20 protein-coding genes are annotated in these 18,099 nt (G+C 54.2%); 3 read left to right on the top strand and 17 right to left on the bottom strand.

What is annotated here, in order from left to right:
* Positions 1 to 174: 174 nt before the first annotated feature.
* The 5 genes from H7U06_RS08655 to guaB form a co-directional block, all read right to left on the bottom strand.
* Entirely contained in the window at positions 175 to 1,164 is a 990-nt protein-coding gene (locus H7U06_RS08655; protein ID WP_175625728.1) for a FecR domain-containing protein, read from the bottom strand.
* On the bottom strand, positions 1,161 to 1,682 hold the full coding sequence (locus H7U06_RS08650; RefSeq protein WP_175625727.1) for a sigma-70 family RNA polymerase sigma factor: 522 nt from the start codon (positions 1,680 to 1,682) through the stop codon (positions 1,161 to 1,163). The genes H7U06_RS08655 and H7U06_RS08650 overlap by 4 nt, the downstream gene beginning before the upstream one ends.
* 189 nt (positions 1,683 to 1,871) lie before the next feature.
* The gene (gene guaA, locus H7U06_RS08645) at positions 1,872 to 3,491 is read right to left on the bottom strand and encodes a glutamine-hydrolyzing GMP synthase (RefSeq protein WP_175625726.1); all 1,620 of its coding nucleotides are present in this window, start codon (positions 3,489 to 3,491) and stop codon (positions 1,872 to 1,874) included.
* Between the two features lie 48 nt (positions 3,492 to 3,539).
* On the bottom strand, positions 3,540 to 4,013 hold the full coding sequence (locus H7U06_RS08640) for a GAF domain-containing protein (RefSeq protein WP_254873179.1): 474 nt from the start codon (positions 4,011 to 4,013) through the stop codon (positions 3,540 to 3,542).
* A 9-nt stretch (positions 4,014 to 4,022) separates the two neighbouring features.
* A complete protein-coding gene (gene guaB / locus H7U06_RS08635) occupies positions 4,023 to 5,483 on the bottom strand; it encodes an IMP dehydrogenase (protein WP_175625725.1) in 1,461 nt (486 codons plus the stop codon).
* Positions 5,484 to 5,645: 162 nt separating this feature from the next.
* On the opposite strand from guaB, the gene H7U06_RS08630 reads away from it, so the two are divergent.
* Positions 5,646 to 6,149, top strand: a complete 504-nt coding sequence (locus H7U06_RS08630) for a DUF4124 domain-containing protein (protein WP_175625724.1) — start codon at positions 5,646 to 5,648, stop codon at positions 6,147 to 6,149.
* A gap of 46 nt (positions 6,150 to 6,195) precedes the next feature.
* Here H7U06_RS08630 and H7U06_RS08625 read toward each other — a convergent pair whose 3' ends face one another.
* Both H7U06_RS08625 and H7U06_RS08620 read right to left on the bottom strand, forming a co-directional pair.
* A complete protein-coding gene (locus H7U06_RS08625) occupies positions 6,196 to 6,501 on the bottom strand; it encodes an RnfH family protein (RefSeq protein WP_175625723.1) in 306 nt (101 codons plus the stop codon).
* Positions 6,494 to 6,925, bottom strand: coding sequence for a type II toxin-antitoxin system RatA family toxin (locus tag H7U06_RS08620; protein ID WP_124573922.1), 432 nt, complete (start codon positions 6,923 to 6,925; stop codon positions 6,494 to 6,496). Before H7U06_RS08620 ends, H7U06_RS08625 begins: the two co-directional genes overlap by 8 nt.
* Before the next feature lie 63 nt (positions 6,926 to 6,988).
* On the opposite strand from H7U06_RS08620, the gene smpB reads away from it, so the two are divergent.
* Positions 6,989 to 7,438 carry an SsrA-binding protein SmpB gene (gene smpB, locus H7U06_RS08615; RefSeq protein WP_175625722.1) on the top strand — a complete coding sequence of 150 codons (450 nt, stop codon included), beginning with the start codon at positions 6,989 to 6,991 and terminating at the stop codon, positions 7,436 to 7,438.
* Positions 7,439 to 7,486: 48 nt separating this feature from the next.
* Here smpB and H7U06_RS08610 read toward each other — a convergent pair whose 3' ends face one another.
* The 3 genes from H7U06_RS08610 to ppsA form a co-directional block, all read right to left on the bottom strand.
* Positions 7,487 to 8,419, bottom strand: a complete 933-nt coding sequence (locus H7U06_RS08610; RefSeq protein ID WP_175625721.1) for an SPFH domain-containing protein — start codon at positions 8,417 to 8,419, stop codon at positions 7,487 to 7,489.
* Between the two features lie 13 nt (positions 8,420 to 8,432).
* Positions 8,433 to 8,891: an NfeD family protein gene (locus H7U06_RS08605; RefSeq protein WP_175625720.1), complete on the bottom strand. Its 459-nt coding sequence runs from the start codon at positions 8,889 to 8,891 to the stop codon at positions 8,433 to 8,435.
* A gap of 162 nt (positions 8,892 to 9,053) precedes the next feature.
* Positions 9,054 to 11,492 carry a phosphoenolpyruvate synthase gene (gene ppsA / locus H7U06_RS08600; RefSeq protein ID WP_175625719.1) on the bottom strand — a complete coding sequence of 813 codons (2,439 nt, stop codon included), beginning with the start codon at positions 11,490 to 11,492 and terminating at the stop codon, positions 9,054 to 9,056.
* A gap of 191 nt (positions 11,493 to 11,683) precedes the next feature.
* On the opposite strand from ppsA, the gene H7U06_RS08595 reads away from it, so the two are divergent.
* Complete coding sequence (locus H7U06_RS08595) at positions 11,684 to 12,529, top strand: pyruvate, water dikinase regulatory protein (RefSeq protein WP_175625718.1); 846 nt, start codon at positions 11,684 to 11,686, stop codon at positions 12,527 to 12,529.
* Positions 12,530 to 12,535: 6 nt separating this feature from the next.
* Here H7U06_RS08595 and H7U06_RS08590 read toward each other — a convergent pair whose 3' ends face one another.
* The 7 genes from H7U06_RS08590 to H7U06_RS08560 form a co-directional block, all read right to left on the bottom strand.
* Positions 12,536 to 13,327 carry an RNA methyltransferase gene (locus H7U06_RS08590; RefSeq protein ID WP_175625717.1) on the bottom strand — a complete coding sequence of 264 codons (792 nt, stop codon included), beginning with the start codon at positions 13,325 to 13,327 and terminating at the stop codon, positions 12,536 to 12,538.
* An 18-nt stretch (positions 13,328 to 13,345) separates the two neighbouring features.
* Positions 13,346 to 13,933, bottom strand: a complete 588-nt coding sequence (gene rnhB, locus H7U06_RS08585; RefSeq protein ID WP_175626090.1) for a ribonuclease HII — start codon at positions 13,931 to 13,933, stop codon at positions 13,346 to 13,348.
* Between the two features lie 77 nt (positions 13,934 to 14,010).
* A complete protein-coding gene (lpxB, locus tag H7U06_RS08580; RefSeq protein WP_255485094.1) occupies positions 14,011 to 15,210 on the bottom strand; it encodes a lipid-A-disaccharide synthase in 1,200 nt (399 codons plus the stop codon).
* The gene (gene lpxA, locus H7U06_RS08575) at positions 15,194 to 15,982 is read right to left on the bottom strand and encodes an acyl-ACP--UDP-N-acetylglucosamine O-acyltransferase (RefSeq protein ID WP_175625716.1); all 789 of its coding nucleotides are present in this window, start codon (positions 15,980 to 15,982) and stop codon (positions 15,194 to 15,196) included. Before lpxA ends, lpxB begins: the two co-directional genes overlap by 17 nt.
* The gene (fabZ, locus tag H7U06_RS08570) at positions 15,982 to 16,452 is read right to left on the bottom strand and encodes a 3-hydroxyacyl-ACP dehydratase FabZ (protein WP_041296526.1); all 471 of its coding nucleotides are present in this window, start codon (positions 16,450 to 16,452) and stop codon (positions 15,982 to 15,984) included. Before fabZ ends, lpxA begins: the two co-directional genes overlap by 1 nt.
* A gap of 11 nt (positions 16,453 to 16,463) precedes the next feature.
* Complete coding sequence (gene lpxD / locus H7U06_RS08565) at positions 16,464 to 17,516, bottom strand: UDP-3-O-(3-hydroxymyristoyl)glucosamine N-acyltransferase (protein WP_175625715.1); 1,053 nt, start codon at positions 17,514 to 17,516, stop codon at positions 16,464 to 16,466.
* A gap of 15 nt (positions 17,517 to 17,531) precedes the next feature.
* Positions 17,532 to 18,011, bottom strand: a complete 480-nt coding sequence (locus tag H7U06_RS08560) for an OmpH family outer membrane protein (protein ID WP_254873210.1) — start codon at positions 18,009 to 18,011, stop codon at positions 17,532 to 17,534.
* Positions 18,012 to 18,099: the final 88 nt, after the last annotated feature.

Raw genomic sequence — 18,099 nt, 5'->3', positions numbered from 1 at the left:
CCAGCACCGATGGCCGCAATGAAGAAATATTAAAAAATGGGATCAAGGTAATTCTCCGCTATAACAAACGAGATAAACGAGGCTTCATCTGGTTTGTGCAACGAAGAGTGAAAAGTGACAGGGCCGCCACGACATTATTTGAAAAATATTTTTGGCCGGAAATCAGGCCAGGCCTTAGGAAGCAGAATCCTGCAACTCGATGCTGATCCAGTAATCAGTACGACTGCGGATAACTATCGGCAAAGTCTCCGCCAGGGCCGCCAGAGTCCGCTTACTGTCATCCAGCGGGAAAGTCCCGGTGACACGCAAGGCACCAGCCTGTGGCGTGACGCGCAAAAAGCCGGAACGATAAGGACGCATTGCAGCAATCACTTCGCTCAGCGGACGATCATGCACTTCAATAAAACCATCAACCCAGGCAGCGGCAGCGCCGGATGCCGTATCGATGGCCGTTATCTGCGACTGATCAAAGCGCGCGGTTTCTCCTGCAACCAGGGTACGGCTGGCACCATCTTTGGCATCGATGCGTACCGATGAATGCAAGACGGCGAGAACTGTAGCGCCCTCCTCCTGCCTGACCAGGAAACGGGTTCCCAGCGCACGCATGCTGCCTTCCGCACTCTCTACGATGAAGGGGCGCTGCGCATCTGCAGCAACGTCGACGACAATTTCCCCGCTACGCAAATGGATGCGACGCGTACTCTCGTCGAAATCAATATCAGCCGCGCTACGTGCGTTCAGCCATATCTGGCTGCCATCAGCCAGTTGCATATGCTTGCGCTGGCCGGTAGAGGTACGCAAATCCGCTGTTACCGTATTCAATGGCGTGATGCGCTGTGCGAGCAAACCGGTACCGGAGCCGACCAGCAACAATGCCAAGGTATTGCGCAGCAGCTTTCGCCGATCCGGCGACTTCAGCAAGGCGCGCCGAGCCGAACTGCGGACATGGGAAGATGCAGGCAAGCTGTCAAAGGTACCGAGCACCTGCTCCAGATGACGGATCGCAGTGTCATGACGTACGTCCTGCAGACGCCATTGTTTGAAGGCTTCGTATTGGACCGGCCCGGCATCGCCGGAGCGCAGGCAGATAATCCAGTCGATAGCCGCTTCGACTATCGGATCGGTAACTGCCGGTGCCGATGCAACAGGAGTGAAAGTACTCATGCCGGCAATGCAGCGGTATAGCAGCAGCTTAGTGCCTGCGCCATATATTGACGCACACGGCTGGCCGATACATGTAGCTCGGCTGCTATTTCGCTATAAGTCATGCCATCCAGCTGGCTCATCAGGAATGCACTGCGCGCCTTGACTGACAACCCGTCCAGCAAGCGGTCGATAGCCAATAAAGTTTCCAGCACCAGGGCCTGATCTTCCGGGGAAGGTGCCACGTCTTCAGGCAAGGCCGCCAGCTCGGCCAGATAGGCCTGTTCCAGGTCACGCCGACGCCAGCTTTCGAATACCAGCCGGCGCGCAATCGTCGTTAAGTAGGCGCGTGGCTCGCGCACGTCCACCAATGCTTCCGGACGCCCAAGTATTTGCAGGAAGGCATCGTGCGCAAGATCCGCCGCCTGATGCGTACAGCCCATCTTTTTGCGCAGCCAGCCAAACAGCCAACCATGATGGTCGCTGTAGAGGGTATGGGCCTGCTGTTGCAGGACGGGGTTAAGGGCCGGGGCCGACATTGGATTTTCTGCGTGCCGTGCATTGGAATGCCCGGCATTTTAAATAATAATGATTCTCATTATATTCACCGTGAGCTGACGAGGCAATCTATACCGTCCGGCTCGATGTAAAGATGCAACGAAAAAAAACGGCTGCCGCAGCAACCGTTTTTCTTTGAACGCGATGCCCTCTCGGGCAAAAGTACTGACTTATTCCCACTCAATCGTCGCAGGTGGTTTACCCGAGATGTCGTAGACCACGCGATTGATGCCACGCACTTCATTGATGATGCGATTCGAAACATTGCCCAGCAACTCATGCGGCAGATGCGCCCAGTGTGCTGTCATGAAATCCTGCGTCTGTACGGCACGCAAGGCCACCACGTACTCATAGGTCCGGCCATCACCCATCACGCCCACCGATTTAACCGGCAGGAAGACGGCAAATGCCTGGCTGGTGGCGTCGTACCAGTTGCGGTGCGGGATACCGTTATCGGTCGCTTCCGAAGCACCCGGTGTGGCAACGAATGGCGTCTTGCGCAATTCTTCGATAAAGATGGCATCGGCGCGACGCAAGAGGTCGGCAAATTCTTTTTTCACTTCGCCGAGGATACGCACGCCCAGGCCTGGGCCTGGGAATGGGTGGCGGTACACCATGTCATGCGGCAAGCCGAGCGCAACGCCCAGTTGACGCACTTCGTCCTTGAACAATTCACGCAGTGGTTCCAGCAATTGCAGGTTCAGGGTTTCCGGCAAGCCGCCTACGTTGTGGTGGCTCTTGATGGTGTGGCCCTTCTTGCCCTTGCCTGCACTTTCAATGACGTCCGGATAGATCGTGCCTTGCGCCAGCCATTTGGCATTTTTGCGCTTGCCTGCTTCTACCTGGAAAACTTCGACGAATTCACGACCAATGATTTTGCGCTTGGCTTCCGGATCGCTGACACCAGCCAGATGGCCCATGAACTGATCGACTGCATCGATATGGATAACGTTGACACCGAGGTTCTCGGCAAACATCTCCATTACCATTTTGCCTTCATCCAGGCGCAGCAAACCATGATCGACAAATACGCAGGTCAGCTGGTCGCCAATCGCGCGATGAATCAGCGCAGCAGCCACACTGCTGTCGACGCCACCGGACAAGCCGAGAATAACTTCGTCGCTGCCGACTTGCTGGCGGATTTTTTCCACTGCTTCGGCGATGTAATCCGGCATGTTCCAGTCCGATTTACAGCCGCAAATTTCATGCACGAAGCGCGCGATGATGACTTTACCTTGTACGGTATGTGTCACTTCAGGATGGAACTGGAATGCGTACATGCGACGCGCTTCATCTGCCATACCGGCGATCGGGCAATTCGGTGTCGATGCCATCAGCTTAAAGCCTGGCGGCATTTCATTGACCTTGTCACCGTGGCTCATCCAGACCTTCAACATGCCATGACCTTCGGCGGTAGTGAAGTCGCTGATATCTTTCAGTAATGCGGTGTGGCCACGCGCGCGCACTTCGGCGTAACCGAATTCACGTACCTTGCCGTTCTCTACCTTGCCGCCCAGTTGCTCTGCCATCGCCTGCATGCCGTAGCAAATACCCAGCACCGGCACACCCAGTTCGAATACCGCTTGCGGTACACGCGGCGATTCGTCACCTTCGATGACCGAGTTCGGGCCACCTGACAGGATCACGCCAGCGGCACCGTAGTTGCGTACGAACTCATCGCTGACGTCATATGGATAGACTTCAGAAAAAACACCGGAATCGCGCACGCGGCGTGCGATCAACTGTGTGACTTGGGAACCGAAATCGAGGATGAGTATTTTCGAATGCATGGGATAGTTGGCTAATGCTTCTAGGTGGAACAATTATTTTAAGGCTTACTACTTTGTAGCTGGCAGTGTGAACGATGCATTTGCATGGGCATGCAGTTCCCGTTCCAGCACAGCGACCAGGTCATGCAGGCAAATCTTGTCACCTTCGGTGAACATGCGCGGCCTCTCATGGATCAGCCCTATCCTGCCGACTATCTGTCCGTCGCGATTACGCACCGGCTGCAATGCATAAAAGCGTACGTCCAGATTGTCTATCTTGCCCAGCGCGGCCTGGAATGGCGATGATTTTTCCGGGACCACCTGCAAGTCATCTGTCAGATCCAGTTGCGCACAAAACGCATGTGCACTGGTATCGAAAGACGAACCGGAATCATCAGCGGCATGCAAATAAACGATACAGGCCGAGACACCAAACAGATGTTTCCCCAGCCGCTCTATGCGGGCAACAGCGTGGGAAAGATCTTCCTGCCGGCTCCTGCTGCCATCAAATGCAGGGCTGGCAAGTTGTGCTGACAGTGCCATGCAGCGACCTTATTCAGCGCGGTAGTTCGGCGCTTCCTTGGTGATTTGCACGTCATGGACATGCGATTCACGCATACCGGCCGAAGTGATTTCTACAAACTCGGCACGTTCGCGGAATTCATCGATGGTCGAGCAACCACAGTAACCCATGGAAGAACGTACGCCGCCTACCAGTTGATACAGGATGGTGACCATGCTGCCTTTGTAGGCAACGCGACCTTCAATACCTTCCGGCACGAATTTATCCACGTTGTTGGCTGGATCCTGGAAGTAGCGATCAGCCGAACCATCAGCCATCGCACCCAGGCTACCCATACCACGGTAAGCCTTGTAGCTACGGCCCTGGAACAGGATCACTTCGCCTGGGGCTTCATCGGTACCGGCAAACATGCTGCCCATCATGACGCTGGAAGCACCTGCTGCCAGTGCCTTGGAAATATCGCCGGAGAAGCGGATGCCGCCGTCAGCGATACATGGCACGCCTGTACCCTTGAGCGCTTCAGCAACATTCGAGATGGCAGTGATTTGCGGCACGCCTACACCAGCGACGATACGCGTAGTGCAGATCGAGCCTGGGCCGATGCCGACCTTGACGCCGTCCGCGCCGTGTTCAACCAGTGCCAATGCAGCGGCTGCGGTAGCAATATTGCCGCCGATGACGTCTACACCCTTGTAGTTATCCTTGATCCAGCGCACGCGATCCAGCACGCCTTTGGAATGACCGTGCGCGGTATCCACCACGATTACGTCCACACCAGCCTTGACCAACAGGTCTACGCGCTCGTCGTTATCAGCACCGACGCCGACTGCCGCGCCTACGCGCAATTTGCCCTGGCTGTCTTTCGATGCGAGTGGATGTTCGGTTGCTTTCTGGATGTCTTTGGCGGTAATCAGGCCGCGCAGTTCGAAGGCGTCGTTGACGACCAGCACACGCTCCAGGCGGTGCTTGTTCATCAGGCGCTTGGCTTCAACCAGGTCAGCGCCGTCCGGCACGTAGACCAGCTTGTCCTTCGGTGTCATTTTGCTGCTGACAGGTGCGTCCAGCTCGTTTTCAAAGCGCAGATCGCGGTTGGTGATGATGCCGACCACGGTTTTGCCTTCAACGACAGGGAAACCACTGATGCCATGTTGCTGCGACAAGGCAAGCACGTCACGAATCTTGGTGTCTGGCGGGATGGTGATCGGATCACGCACGACGCCGGATTCAAAACGTTTTACTTTGGCAACTTCACGCGCCTGTTCTTTGGCGGTCAGGTTTTTGTGGATGATACCGATACCACCTTCCTGTGCCATTGCGATCGCAAGGCGACCTTCGGTCACAGTATCCATCGCTGCCGACAGCAAAGGGATATTCAGCGTGATGTTACGGCTCAGGCGCGTAACAAGGGAAGTATCTTTTGGGAGAATGTCTGAGTAAGCCGGGACCAGCAGCACGTCATCGAATGTGAGTGCTTTTTGTAATAAACGCATAGTATTTTCCTAGTGGCGCAAAAGCGAATTATACAGAAATCCGTTTGCTGCGTCTTGCACTTGCTAAAAAGCTTGTCGACAAATTGCCGTATTGATTGACAGCAGACTGGAAGCATGGCGAAATCGCACAACTATTTATCGCTACTCCCTGAAGGATTAGTCATGCGTTCAACCGGTTTTGCCCGCCTCACCCTCGCACTCATCCTCTCGCTCGGAGCCAGCGCTACCTTTGCGCAATATATCTGGCTGGATAACAAAGGCGTGAAACAGTACTCAGACCGCCCGCCGCCAACCTCGGTGCCGACCAGCAAAATCCTCAAAGCCCCGGGTACGCCGCTGCGTACCGCCTCGGAAGCCAGCACCGATGATGCAGAAAAAGATGCTGATCTGACAAAGAAAGCCCCGCCTACGCTGGCTGACAAGAATGTCGATTTCCAGAAGCGCCGGATAGCCCAGGCCGAAAAAGACAAGGAAGCAGAGCAAAAAGCCAAACAGGCTGCGGACCAGAAAAAGAATTGCGAACGCGCGACCGCCTACAACCGTGTGCTGGAATCAGGCCAGCGCGTCAGCCGCATGGATCAGTCTGGGGAAAGGGTTTACCTGAGCGATGAAGAACGCGAACAGGAAATAAAAGAGAGTCGGCGCGTACTTAACGACTGCAAATAAACAGGGAAGACGCTCTAAAAATCCCTGCCTGCTACCGGCAACGGTATCAGGCAGTTTTTTTGACAGCTTTGTGATCCGCCCGCTTGCGGCGCGTATCCTTGGGGTCGGCGATGAGTGGCCGGTAGATTTCGACCCGGTCATGTTCACGTAGTACAGTATCCAGGGTTTTCAGCTTGCCATAAATGCCCACACGCCAGACGCTGACATCGATTTCCGGCGCTTGCTGGATAATTCCGCTATTCTGGATAGCTTGCTGTATGGTAGTCCCGGCAGGCACCGTCTGCTCCAGCAGGAATTGCCGGTCCGGCCGTGCGTAGCAAATCTGGATGTGGATGGAAGCTGGATCAGCCATATACTGCATCCGCCCTCTTGCTGAATGAATCGACAAAGCTGGTGGCGATCATATTGAACACCGGCCCGATGATTTGTTCGATCAGGCGATTCGAGAATTCATACTGCAGGTCGAAGTCGATCTTGCAGGCATCTTCCCGCAAAGGCTTGAAGGTCCAGGTGCCGTGCAATTGCTTGAACGGTCCTTCCAGCAGGCGCATGGTCATGGATACCGGGCGCACATTAGTATTTTCCGTGGTGAAGCTCTGCTTGACGCCGTGGTAGTTGATCATAATGCTGGCCACCAGCCGCCCTTCTTCCCGCTGCTTGACCTCGACCCCGCCACACCATGGCAAAAATTGAGGATAATCCTCGACCCGGTCTACCAGCGCAAACATTTGCTCAGCGCTGTAACCCAACAAGACTGATTTATGTACTACCGCCATCGAATATGAACCGTTTGATAGAATCGCGAAGTATCCATTTTAACCGACCCCTAGCCGAAACTCATGAGCATTGTTGACAACAGAAAAGCATTCCACGATTACTTTATCGAGGAGCGCTTCGAGGCCGGCATCGTATTGCAAGGTTGGGAAGCCAAATCCATCCGCGCCGGGCGCGTGCAGCTGAAGGAAGCCTATGTCATCGTCCGCAACGATGAAATCTTCCTGTTCGGCTCGCATATCAGCCCGCTCGCGACCGCCTCTACCCACATTACGCCTGATCCGGTGCGTACACGCAAGCTCTTGCTGAAATCTGAAGAAATCAAGAAACTCAGCGCCAAGGTCGAGCGTTCAGGCTATACGCTGGTACCGCTCAACCTGCACTACCAGCGCGGTTACATCAAATGTGAAATCGGCCTCGCCAAAGGCAAAAAGCAGCACGATAAACGCGATACTGAAAAACAACGCGATACCCAGCGTGAAATCCAGTCAGTCATGAAACAGAACCGACGATAAAAAACGGCGCCTAAGGCGCCGTTTTAATTTGTCATGCTTTACATCTGTTTATGATTTGGCCGAAGTGCCCTGCGATTTCACGACCTGCATCGCAGTCGCGATCAAACCGCTCATATCGCCCAAGTTGGCCGGGATGATGATTGAGTTATTCGTTTTCGCCAGTTTGCCAAATGCTTCAACATACTGCTCCGCGACCTTCAGGTTAACTGCATCCGAACCACCCGGCTCGCGGATCGCCGATGCTGTCTTGCGGATCGCTTCGGCGGTCGCTTCAGCGATAGACAGGATGGCCGATGCTTCACCCTGCGCACGGTTGATCGCCGCCTGCTTCTCACCTTCTGAACGTGCAATTGATGCTTCACGTTCACCAGTCGCGATATTGATCTGCTCTTGCTTGCGGCCTTCCGAAGCAGCGATCAGCGCACGCTTTTCACGCTCAGCCGTAATTTGCGATTGCATCGCATGCAGGATTTCCTTCGGTGGTGTCAGGTCCTTGATTTCATAGCGCAAGACTTTGACGCCCCAGTTTGCCGCCGATTCATCGACAGCACCAACCACTGCATGATTGATCAGGTCGCGTTCTTCAAAAGTTTTGTCCAGCTCCATACGGCCGATGACGGAACGCAAGGTGGTTTGCGCCAGCTGCGAAATCGCAGAGATGTAATTCGACGAACCATAGGAAGCACGCATAGGATCGGTCACCTGAAAGTACAGGATGCCGTCTACTTCGAGCTGCGTATTGTCTTTGGTGATACAGACCTGCATAGGCACGTCGAGTGGAATTTCTTTCAGCGAATGCTTGTATGCGATGCGGTCTATGAAAGGCAGCACGATCTTCAGGCCCGGGCCCAGGGTCGCATGGTATTTACCTAGGCGCTCCACCACCCATGCATGCTGCTGCGGCACCACATTGATGGTCTTGATGACAAAGACAATGGCGACTATCAACAGGAAAATAGTGACGCTAGTAGTATCGAACATAGTGTTATTTCCTTTATTGTGCGTGAGCGGTGGCGTCACTGTTACGGACGATTAAACGGCTACCCTGTACTTCTCGTATGATGAATTTGCCCGGCAACGGCGACTCGCCTTCTGCTAGCGCCACATCCCACAAAGCACCGCGATACATGACGCGCGCCGTGTAGGAGCTGGCATTGAGTTGCTGCCACTCTGCGACTTCCAGCGCCTGTCCTATATCGAGATTCACATTCGGATCACGTGCGGCATCAGTATGATCAGGACGGCCGAATTTACTGCGGCGCAAGGCAAAGGTACCGAGCGCGGCAACGGCTGCTGCAATCAGGCATTGTTCAGGTACGCCCATACCGCCGAGCGCCGCCAGACCAGCTGCGGCAGTGCCTATGGCTATCATCAACAGATAGAAGGTGCCGGTTGCCATTTCCAGTACGACCAGTACACAGGCTACGGCAAACCAAATCATCCAGTCCGTCATATGTTTTTTCTCCCAAAAAGCAAAAACCCTCGTGGACCGTTGGGCGACGAGGGTTAAGAAACCACGATAATACTTATCAACAGTCGGGTGCACACAGTCTAGACTAAAAATCCGTGTAGCAACATAAATTCACACACCCGACTGCCTTACTACCTTAAAACATTAAATGCGTTTGGCCAGGCTTTGCCATGTCTCGATCACCGAATCAGGATTCAGCGACAAGGAGGTAATGCCTTCCTTCATCAGCCATTCGGCAAAATCAGGATGATCCGATGGACCCTGGCCGCAGATACCAACGTACTTGCCCTGCTTGCGACATGCAGCAATCGCACGCGAGAACATCGCCAGTACCGACGGATCACGTTCATCGAAATCAGCAGCAAGGATTTCCATACCGGAATCACGATCCAGGCCCAATGTGAGCTGGGTCAAATCGTTGGAACCGATAGAGAAGCCATCGAAGTAGTTGAGGAACTCTTCAGCCAAAATCGCGTTCGACGGTACTTCGCACATCATGACGATGCGCAAACCGTTTTCGCCGCGCTTCAGACCGTTCTTTTCCAGCAGCTTGATAACTTTGTCCGCCTGACCCAGCGTACGTACAAATGGCACCATGATTTCGACGTTGGTCAAACCCATCTCGTCACGCACGCGCTTCATCGCCTTGCATTCCATTTCGAAGGATTCAGCAAAGTCCGGTGCCAGGTAACGTGCAACACCACGGAAGCCCAGCATAGGATTTTCTTCATCCGGCTCGTAACGGGAGCCGCCGATCAGTTTTTTGTACTCATTCGATTTGAAGTCGGACAAACGCACGATCACAGGCTTAGGCCAGAACGCCGCACCGATGGTGGCAATACCTTCAGCCAGCTTGTCGATGTAAAACGCTTTAGGCGAAGCATGACCACGCGCAACCGATTCCACCGCGGTTTTCAGATCAGCATCGATATGCGGGTATTCCAGAATTGCTTTTGGATGGACACCGATATTATTGTTGATGATGAATTCCAGACGCGCCAGGCCGACACCTGCATTCGGTATGCTTTGGAAGTCGAATGCGAGTTGCGGGTTACCGACGTTGAGGGTGATCTTCAATGGCAGCTCGGGCAAATCACCACGTGCGAATTCAGTGACTTCAGTTTCCAGCAAGCCATCGTAGACTTTACCTTCGTCACCTTCAGCGCAGGACACGGTGACCAGTGTGCCGTCCGTCAGCAACTCAGTCGCATCACCGCAACCCACCACCGCAGGCACACCCAGCTCACGCGCGATAATCGCCGCATGGCAGGTACGGCCACCACGGTTGGTGACGATAGCGGAAGCGCGCTTCATGACTGGTTCCCAGTTCGGGTCGGTCATGTCTGCCACCAGCACATCGCCTGGCTGCACACGCTCCATATCGGCCGGATCGAGGATCACACGGACCGGACCAGCACCTATCTTTTGACCGATGGCGCGACCTACGGTCAGCACGGAACCGCTGCCTTTGAGTTTGAAACGTTGCTGGACGTCGGTGGTTTTTTGTTGCGACTTCACGGTTTCCGGACGTGCCTGCAAGATATACAGCTTGCCGTCCAGACCGTCTTTGCCCCACTCGATATCCATAGGACGGCCATAGTGCTTCTCGATGATGACTGCATACTTCGCCAGTTCGACGATTTCTTCGTCGGTCAGCGAGTAGCGGTTACGCATACCGATAGGCACATCGACAGTACGCACTGAACGACCGGCTTTGGCTTCTTCGGTGAATTCCATCTTGATTAGCTTGGAGCCGATATTGCGGCGGATGATAGGCAGTTTGCCGAGTTCCAGCATAGGCTTGTGCACATAGAATTCATCCGGATTCACCGCGCCCTGCACCACTGTTTCGCCCAGACCATAGCTGGAAGTGATGAAGACCACATCCTGGAAACCCGATTCGGTATCCAGCGTGAACATCACACCGGCTGCGCCCTTATCTGAACGCACCATGCGCTGTACGCCTGCTGACAATGCAACTTCAGCATGGGTAAAGCCTTTGTGTACACGATAGGAAATTGCACGGTCGTTGTAGAGCGAAGCGAAGACATGCTTGATGGCTTCAAGCACATTGTCGATGCCGACCACGTTGAGGAAGGTTTCTTGCTGACCGGCAAACGACGCATCCGGCAAATCCTCTGCTGTTGCAGAAGAACGCACGGCAAACGACATTTCCTTGGAGGAATCTGCGGCCAGGTCTTGATAGTACTGCTTGATGTCTTGCAGCAATTGCGGCTGGAATGGTGTTTCCACTATCCACTGACGAATCTCGGTACCAGCTTGCGCCAGTGCACGTACATCGTCGATATTCAGGCCTTCCAGACGGTCAGCGATACGTTGTGCCAGACTCAGCCCACCGTTTTCGCTATACGCCAGGAAATCCCTGAACGCCTGTGCTGTAGTGGCAAAACCACCCGGCACCCTGACACCAGCTTCTGCAAGCTGGCTGATCATCTCGCCCAGGGACGAGTTTTTACCGCCAACCGAGTCCACATCGGACATCCGTAAACGGTCGAAAGAAACGACGTAGTTTCCTTCTACTGCCGGGTCATACTTGCTCCCCGCTTGTAATGCAATCGACATAACAACCTCTGCTTTGATGAAAGAAATCTTCGTGCACGCCCTTATGAGGCGACAGATAGGCAACAGTTTTTGTTATTCTTCGAGTAAGGCCGTAACATGTTCGAGCAATTGGCCGACATTTTACCCAAAGTCTTACGAGTTCGCACTGCAGCGCAGCATTTTTTTAACTTACAGCATCCTTACACCACCTCATGAGCCACCCTGTCGACCGTAGTCCGACCAGCACGCGCACCGTCTTCTTTGTCTCCGATGGCACGGGCATCACAGCGGAAACATTCGGTCATTCGGTGTTAACCCAGTTTGAAATGCGCTTCAAACAAGTCCGTTTACCGTTTATCGACACGACGGACAAGGCTTATGATGCATTGCGGAAAATCAACGAGACTTTCGCTGCTGACGGGCAGCGTCCTATCATTTTCTCCACGTTGGTGAAATCCGATTTATCCAGCATTGTGCGCCAATCCCAGGGGATGCACATGGATTTAATTCAAACTTTTGTCGAGCCGCTGGAACAGGAGCTGGGTGTCAAATCGACGCACACGATAGGCCGCAGCCATACCAGTACCGATTCAGAGGAATACAAGAATCGGATCGAGGCGATCAACTTTTCGCTGGCGCATGACGATGGGCAATCGCACAAGAATTTATCTGCTGCGGATGTCATCCTGGTTGGTGTCTCGCGCTCCGGAAAAACACCTACCAGCCTGTTCCTGGCGATGCAATACGGCATCAAGGCGGCCAACTATCCGCTGATCCCGGATGATTTCGAACGCGGTAAATTGCCGAGCGGATTGCAGGAATACAAGCACAAGATTTTTGGCCTATCCATCGCCGCAGACCGGCTTGCAGAAATTCGTAACGAACGCTTACCCGGCAGCAAATATGCTGCCTTACAAAACTGCCGTTATGAAATCAATGAAGCGGAGCGGATGATGCGGCGTGAAGGGATACGCTGGATGTCGTCGACCACCAAATCCATAGAAGAGATCGCGGCGACGATTTTGCAGGAAATCAAATCGGACCAGCGACCCGACTGAGACTAATTATTTGGTCGAGGTTTGCTGCCGCACTTGTTCGAAGAAACAGACGGCGGAGCTGGCAGCTACATTCAGCGATTCAATCTCGCCCAGATGGGGAATCGAAACGCGATAAGTGGCGCGTGCCAATAACTCGTCGGCCACGCCCTGCCCTTCATGCCCGAACAGCCATGCCACAGGCTGACACAAATCCACTTCATAGAGTTGCTTATCAGCGTGCGAACTGGTTGCGATCACCGGGATGTCGGCACGTCCGAGCAGATCAGACAGATCGACACCTTCGAATATCTCCAGCAAAAAGTGCGCGCCCATACCAGCACGCAATACTTTCGGCGACCACGCAAAAGTGGTTCCAGCGCTGCAGTAGACCTGCTTGATACCGGCTGCCGCCGCGCTACGCACGATGGAGCCAAAGTTACCCGGATCCTGCACCCGGTCAAGCAGCACTGCCGATTGTGTCAGGCGCGACGGTTGCTGTATTTCCGGTGTATCGATCACAAACAGGATATCGACGCCATGCTCAACCTGGCTCAGGGCATGGAATAAGGCATCCGGCAAAACGATGCACTGCGTGCGACTATCGCTGCACTGCTGAACGATCATACTCACTTCTTCATTCAACAAAGCCGTTTCACCCACTATGCACAGAGGCGGCAGGCCAAGCTTTTCCAGATACGTTTCACACAGGTGCACGCCGTCCAGCAAGGTGCGACCTGCCTTGCGTCGCGCCTGCGAACTACCGGCCAGATGCTTTAATTCTTTGTAGAGCGGATTGTCGCGGGAGGAAATGGTTTTCATCGTCATCGTGCTATCACCTCAACGCTTGTTGACAGCATCGCCGAGCAAAGCGCGTACTGGCGCGTATGACTTGCGGTGTACCGGCGATACGCCATGTTCACGCAGACGTTCCAGATGTAAGGCGGTCGGATAACCTTTGTGCTGATCAAACGCGTAATGTGGATACTGGATATGCAAAATACCCAGTGCATGATCACGCGCAGTTTTGGCGAGAATGGAAGCCGCGGAAATCGCCGCTACTTTATCATCCCCCTTGATGATGGCTTCGGAACGTACCGTAGTTACTGGGCAGCGATTGCCATCTATCAGTGCCAGCGTAGGCAGAACGTGCAAACCTTCGATCGCACGACGCATGGCCAGCATGGTCGCCTGCAGGATGTTCAGGCTATCGATTTCCTCTTCCGAGCACTGCGCGATCGACCAGGACATCGCATATTGCTTGATGTCGAGCGCCAAGGCATCACGCTTTGCTTCGGTCAGTTTTTTGGAGTCACGCAAACCATCTATCGGACGCTGCGGATCCAGGATAACCGCAGCAGCAAACACCGGTCCGGCCAGCGGGCCGCGTCCGGCTTCATCCACACCGCAAATAATGTCCTCATCCATGAAGCTGAACAATGAGAGGTTGGGATCTTCTTTTTTCACGGAGATGCTTTCTTGTACTGCGTAGGTTGGCGTTAACTTTAAACGCGGCTGCCGCTACGTGATTGCTCTATCAATTCGATGACCGCACGTGCGCTCTCTCCCGCCGTATCGCGCAACAAGCTATGGTGCATTTCGGTGAAGCGACGCTGCAGGCGTTCACGCAATGCGCTGTCCTGCAATTGCGGCCATAAGGCATCTGCCAGAGCTTGCGGGGTGGCTGCGTCCTGCAACAACTCCGGCACCAGGAATTCCTGTGCCAGGATGTTAGGCAAACCTATCCACGGCTGGTAGGCCATATGACGCAAGATATGCCATGAAGCGCTCATCATCTTGTACGCGATCACCATAGGCCGCTTGAACAATGCGACTTCGAGGGAAGCGGTGCCGGATGCCACCAATACCGCATCAGCCGCAGCCAGTGCACGATGCGATAGGCCATCCAGTATCTGCACCGGCACATCCTGCAAACCGGCTTGTGCGATCAGTTCTTCAAAATAACGACGTTGCGCCGCCCCCGCCATCGGCGCCACGATGCGCAGATTCGGATCGCGTTGCAACAGTATTTTTGCCGCTGCCACAAAAGCCACCGCGTTGTACTTCAATTCGGACATGCGGCTGCCAGGCAGGATAGCCACGACTGGGGCGCTCGCTGGCAAATCCAGCATAGTGCGCGCACCAGCCTGATCCGGCTCCATCGGGATCACTTGCGCCAGCGGATGGCCGACATAAGTCGCGGGTATGCCCGCCTTGCGATAGATCTCTTCCTCAAATGGAAAGATCACCAGCATATGCGATGCGGCGCGTGCGATTTTCTTGATGCGACCACCACGCCAGGCCCAGATCGACGGGCCGATGAAATGCATGGTTGGAATCCCGGCACTCTTGAGTTGTGCTTCCAGGCCAAGGTTGAAATCCGGCGCATCCACGCCTATGAATACCGCAGGTTTTTCTGCCAGCAACTGATCGCGCAAGGCGACTTGTATGCCCTTGATTTCACGGTAGTGCGCGAGAACTTCGAACAGGCCGCGCACCGACAGCTTCTCCATCGGGAAGTCACTGACAAAGCCATGCTGTGCCATGTGCGGACCACCGATGCCGTGCATGTACGCATCCGGCATGTGCGGACGCAAACCGGATAATAAACGACCTGCCAACAAATCACCGGAGGTTTCACCGGCGACCATGGCGATGGCCGTACTTCCGGCGATGCTTCCAGTGCTGTTAACGGATGATGCCACGAGGGGATGCTTCTATGAATTCGCGTAACTGGCGCAGATAAGGTGCTGCGTCCGGCGATTTGGCTTCTTCTGCCTGCAAAGCTTGTTTGGCTTCGTCCAACGGCAAACCGGAACGGTAGATGGTTTTGTAGCCACGTTTGATGGCCATAATTTGTTCACTGCTGAAACCACGACGTTTCAAGCCTTCGCTGTTGATGCCGGCAGGTACCGCACGATTACCAGCAGCTGTAACGAATGGCGGAATATCCTGGCTGACAGCAGCCGTAAACGCAGTCATTGCGTGCGCGCCTATGCGGCAGAATTGATGCACCGAAGTGAAGCCACCGAGGAACACCCAGTCTTCCAGATGGACATGGCCAGCCAGGGTCGCGTTATTTGCCAGGATGATGTTGTCACCAAGCTGACAGTCATGCGCGATATGCACATACGCCATGATCCAGTTATCACTGCCCAGGCGCGTAATGCCGACGTCCTGCGTCGTGCCCAGATTGATGGTGACGAACTCACGTATGGTATTGCGATCACCTAGGGTCAGCAGTGTCGGTTCGCCAGCGTACTTCTTGTCCTGCGGTGCGGCACCGATAGAAGCAAACTGGAAAATTGTGTTGTCCGCACCTATGGTGGTGTGTCCTTCGATCACCACATGCGGGCCTATCTTGCTACCCGCGCCTATGACGACGTCCGGACCAATGACGCTATAGGCCCCGACTTCGACGCTAGGGTCGAGTTGCGCCTTGGGATCAACAATCGCTGTTGGATGGATCAATGACATTACTGCCCCGCAGCCGGACTCGCATCGTTAATCGTGCGCATGGTGCACATCAGTTCCGCTTCCAGTGCCAACTGGCCGTCGACCGAACCGGTCGCCTTGTATTTCCAGATACCACGCGCATTGCGCAGGATTTCAACTTCCATTTTCAATTGATCGCCTGGCTCCACCGGACGCTTGAAGCGCGCACCGTCGATACCAATGAAATAGACCACGCTATTGTCATCCGGCTTTTGGCCCATGGTGAGGAAGGACAGCAAGGCGGCAGTTTGTGCCAATGCTTCTATCATCAGCACGCCTGGCATGACTGGTTTGTGCGGAAAGTGACCGTTAAAGAATTCTTCATTGACGGTAACGTTCTTGATCGCGGTAATCGACTTGCCCGACTCCCAGTTCAACACGCGATCAACCAGCAGCAAAGGATAGCGATGCGGCAGGTATTGCTTGATCTGATTGATGTCGAGGGTTTTCATTTCTGTGTTATTCATTCTGTTTTGTCGTCTAGCGATTTAATAGTTTTTTCTAATTCGCGGATTTTCTCACGCATCGTCGCCAAATTGCGCACAATGACCGCTGATTTTTCCCACTCGGCATTTTTTGCCAACGGGTAAAAACCCGTGTATTGCCCCGGCTCACGTATCGAACGGGACACCATGCTGCCCGATGAGATATGGACATGATCGGCGATGGTCAGATGACCGAGCACCATCGCTGCACCGCCAAAAGTACAGTATTTGCCTATGATGGCACTCCCTGCCACCCCGACGCAGCCAGCCATCGCCGTATGTGCACCGATATGGCAGTTATGGCCAATCTGGATCTGGTTATCGAGCTTGACACCGTCTTCCAGCACGGTATCTGCCAGCGCACCACGGTCTATCGAGGTATTTGCGCCGATTTCCACGTCGTCACCTATCCTGACCGCACCAGTTTGCGGGATCTTGATCCAGGCGCCGCCTTCGTTCGCAAAGCCGAAGCCATCCGCGCCTATCACGGCACCGGAATGGATAATGCCGCGTGCACCTATCCGGCAACCAGCCAGGAAGCTGACACGTGGATAAAAATGGGTATTTGCACCGAGGTGGGTGTCACGTCCTATAAAGCAACCGGCATCGACCACACAGCCTGCTTCGATTACCGCGCCCGCCTCTACCGTGACAAAAGGACCGATGGACGCACTGGCAGCCACTTGCGCACTCGGATCGACCGCCGCGCTGGGATGTATGCCGACCGGCGCGACATGCGCGTGCAAGCTGGCGAAATACTGTGCCGCCCGCGCAAAGTAAGCATAAGGATTCGCCGTGACTATGCGCGCGCCCTGATAGTCAGCCGCAACGATCTCATCGTCGGCAGCAGACAAAATTAAAGCGGCCGCGTGCGTTTGCGCGGCCTGCCCTCTGAACTTGGGATTGGAAAGAAACGTGATGTGCGATGCGTCAGCATCGTTTAACGGTGCGATGCCAACAACCTGTATGTCCGCATCGCCTATCAACCGGCCCCCCAAGCGTTCGACTAATTCTCCCAGCCGAGTGCTCATCGTTGCCTTTTTATATTATTTGCCCAGCGCTTTGATTACTTTATCGGTGATGTCGATACGCGGACTGACATAAGCCGCTTCCTGCAACACGATATCGTATTTTTCTGCTTCCGAGATTTGCTTGATCACTTTGTTGGTACGCTCGATCGCACTTGCAGTTTCCTCGTTACGACGCTGGTTCAGGTCTTCCTTGAATTCACGTTGTGTACGTTGGAACTCTTTGTCCAGATCAGCCAGCTCGCGTTGACGCTTGGCACGTTCCGAATCCGACAATACCGGCGCATCCTTGTCGAACTTGTCTGCCAGGTTCTTCAGGCGATTTGCCATGTCCTGCAATTCTTTTTGGCGCTTGGCAAATTCCTGCTCCAGCTTGACTTGTGCTGCCTTGTACGGCGCTGCCTCGCGGAACACACGCTCAGTGCTGATGAAACCTATGCGTGTTTCCTGTGCTTGCACAACGGAAACAAAACACAATCCCGCAGCAATAACTGCCACGCTTTTGGAGACTACTGACGATTTAATTGTGGACTTCAAAATAATTCTCCGTGTTTCAAATTTAATACCGACCGCCTATTATGCCTCA

Source organism: Herminiimonas sp. Marseille-P9896 (genome assembly GCF_903993245.1).
In the GTDB taxonomy this organism is placed as follows: domain Bacteria; phylum Pseudomonadota; class Gammaproteobacteria; order Burkholderiales; family Burkholderiaceae_D; genus Oxalicibacterium; species Oxalicibacterium contaminans.
This window is presented reverse-complemented; position numbering and strand designations above follow the sequence as displayed.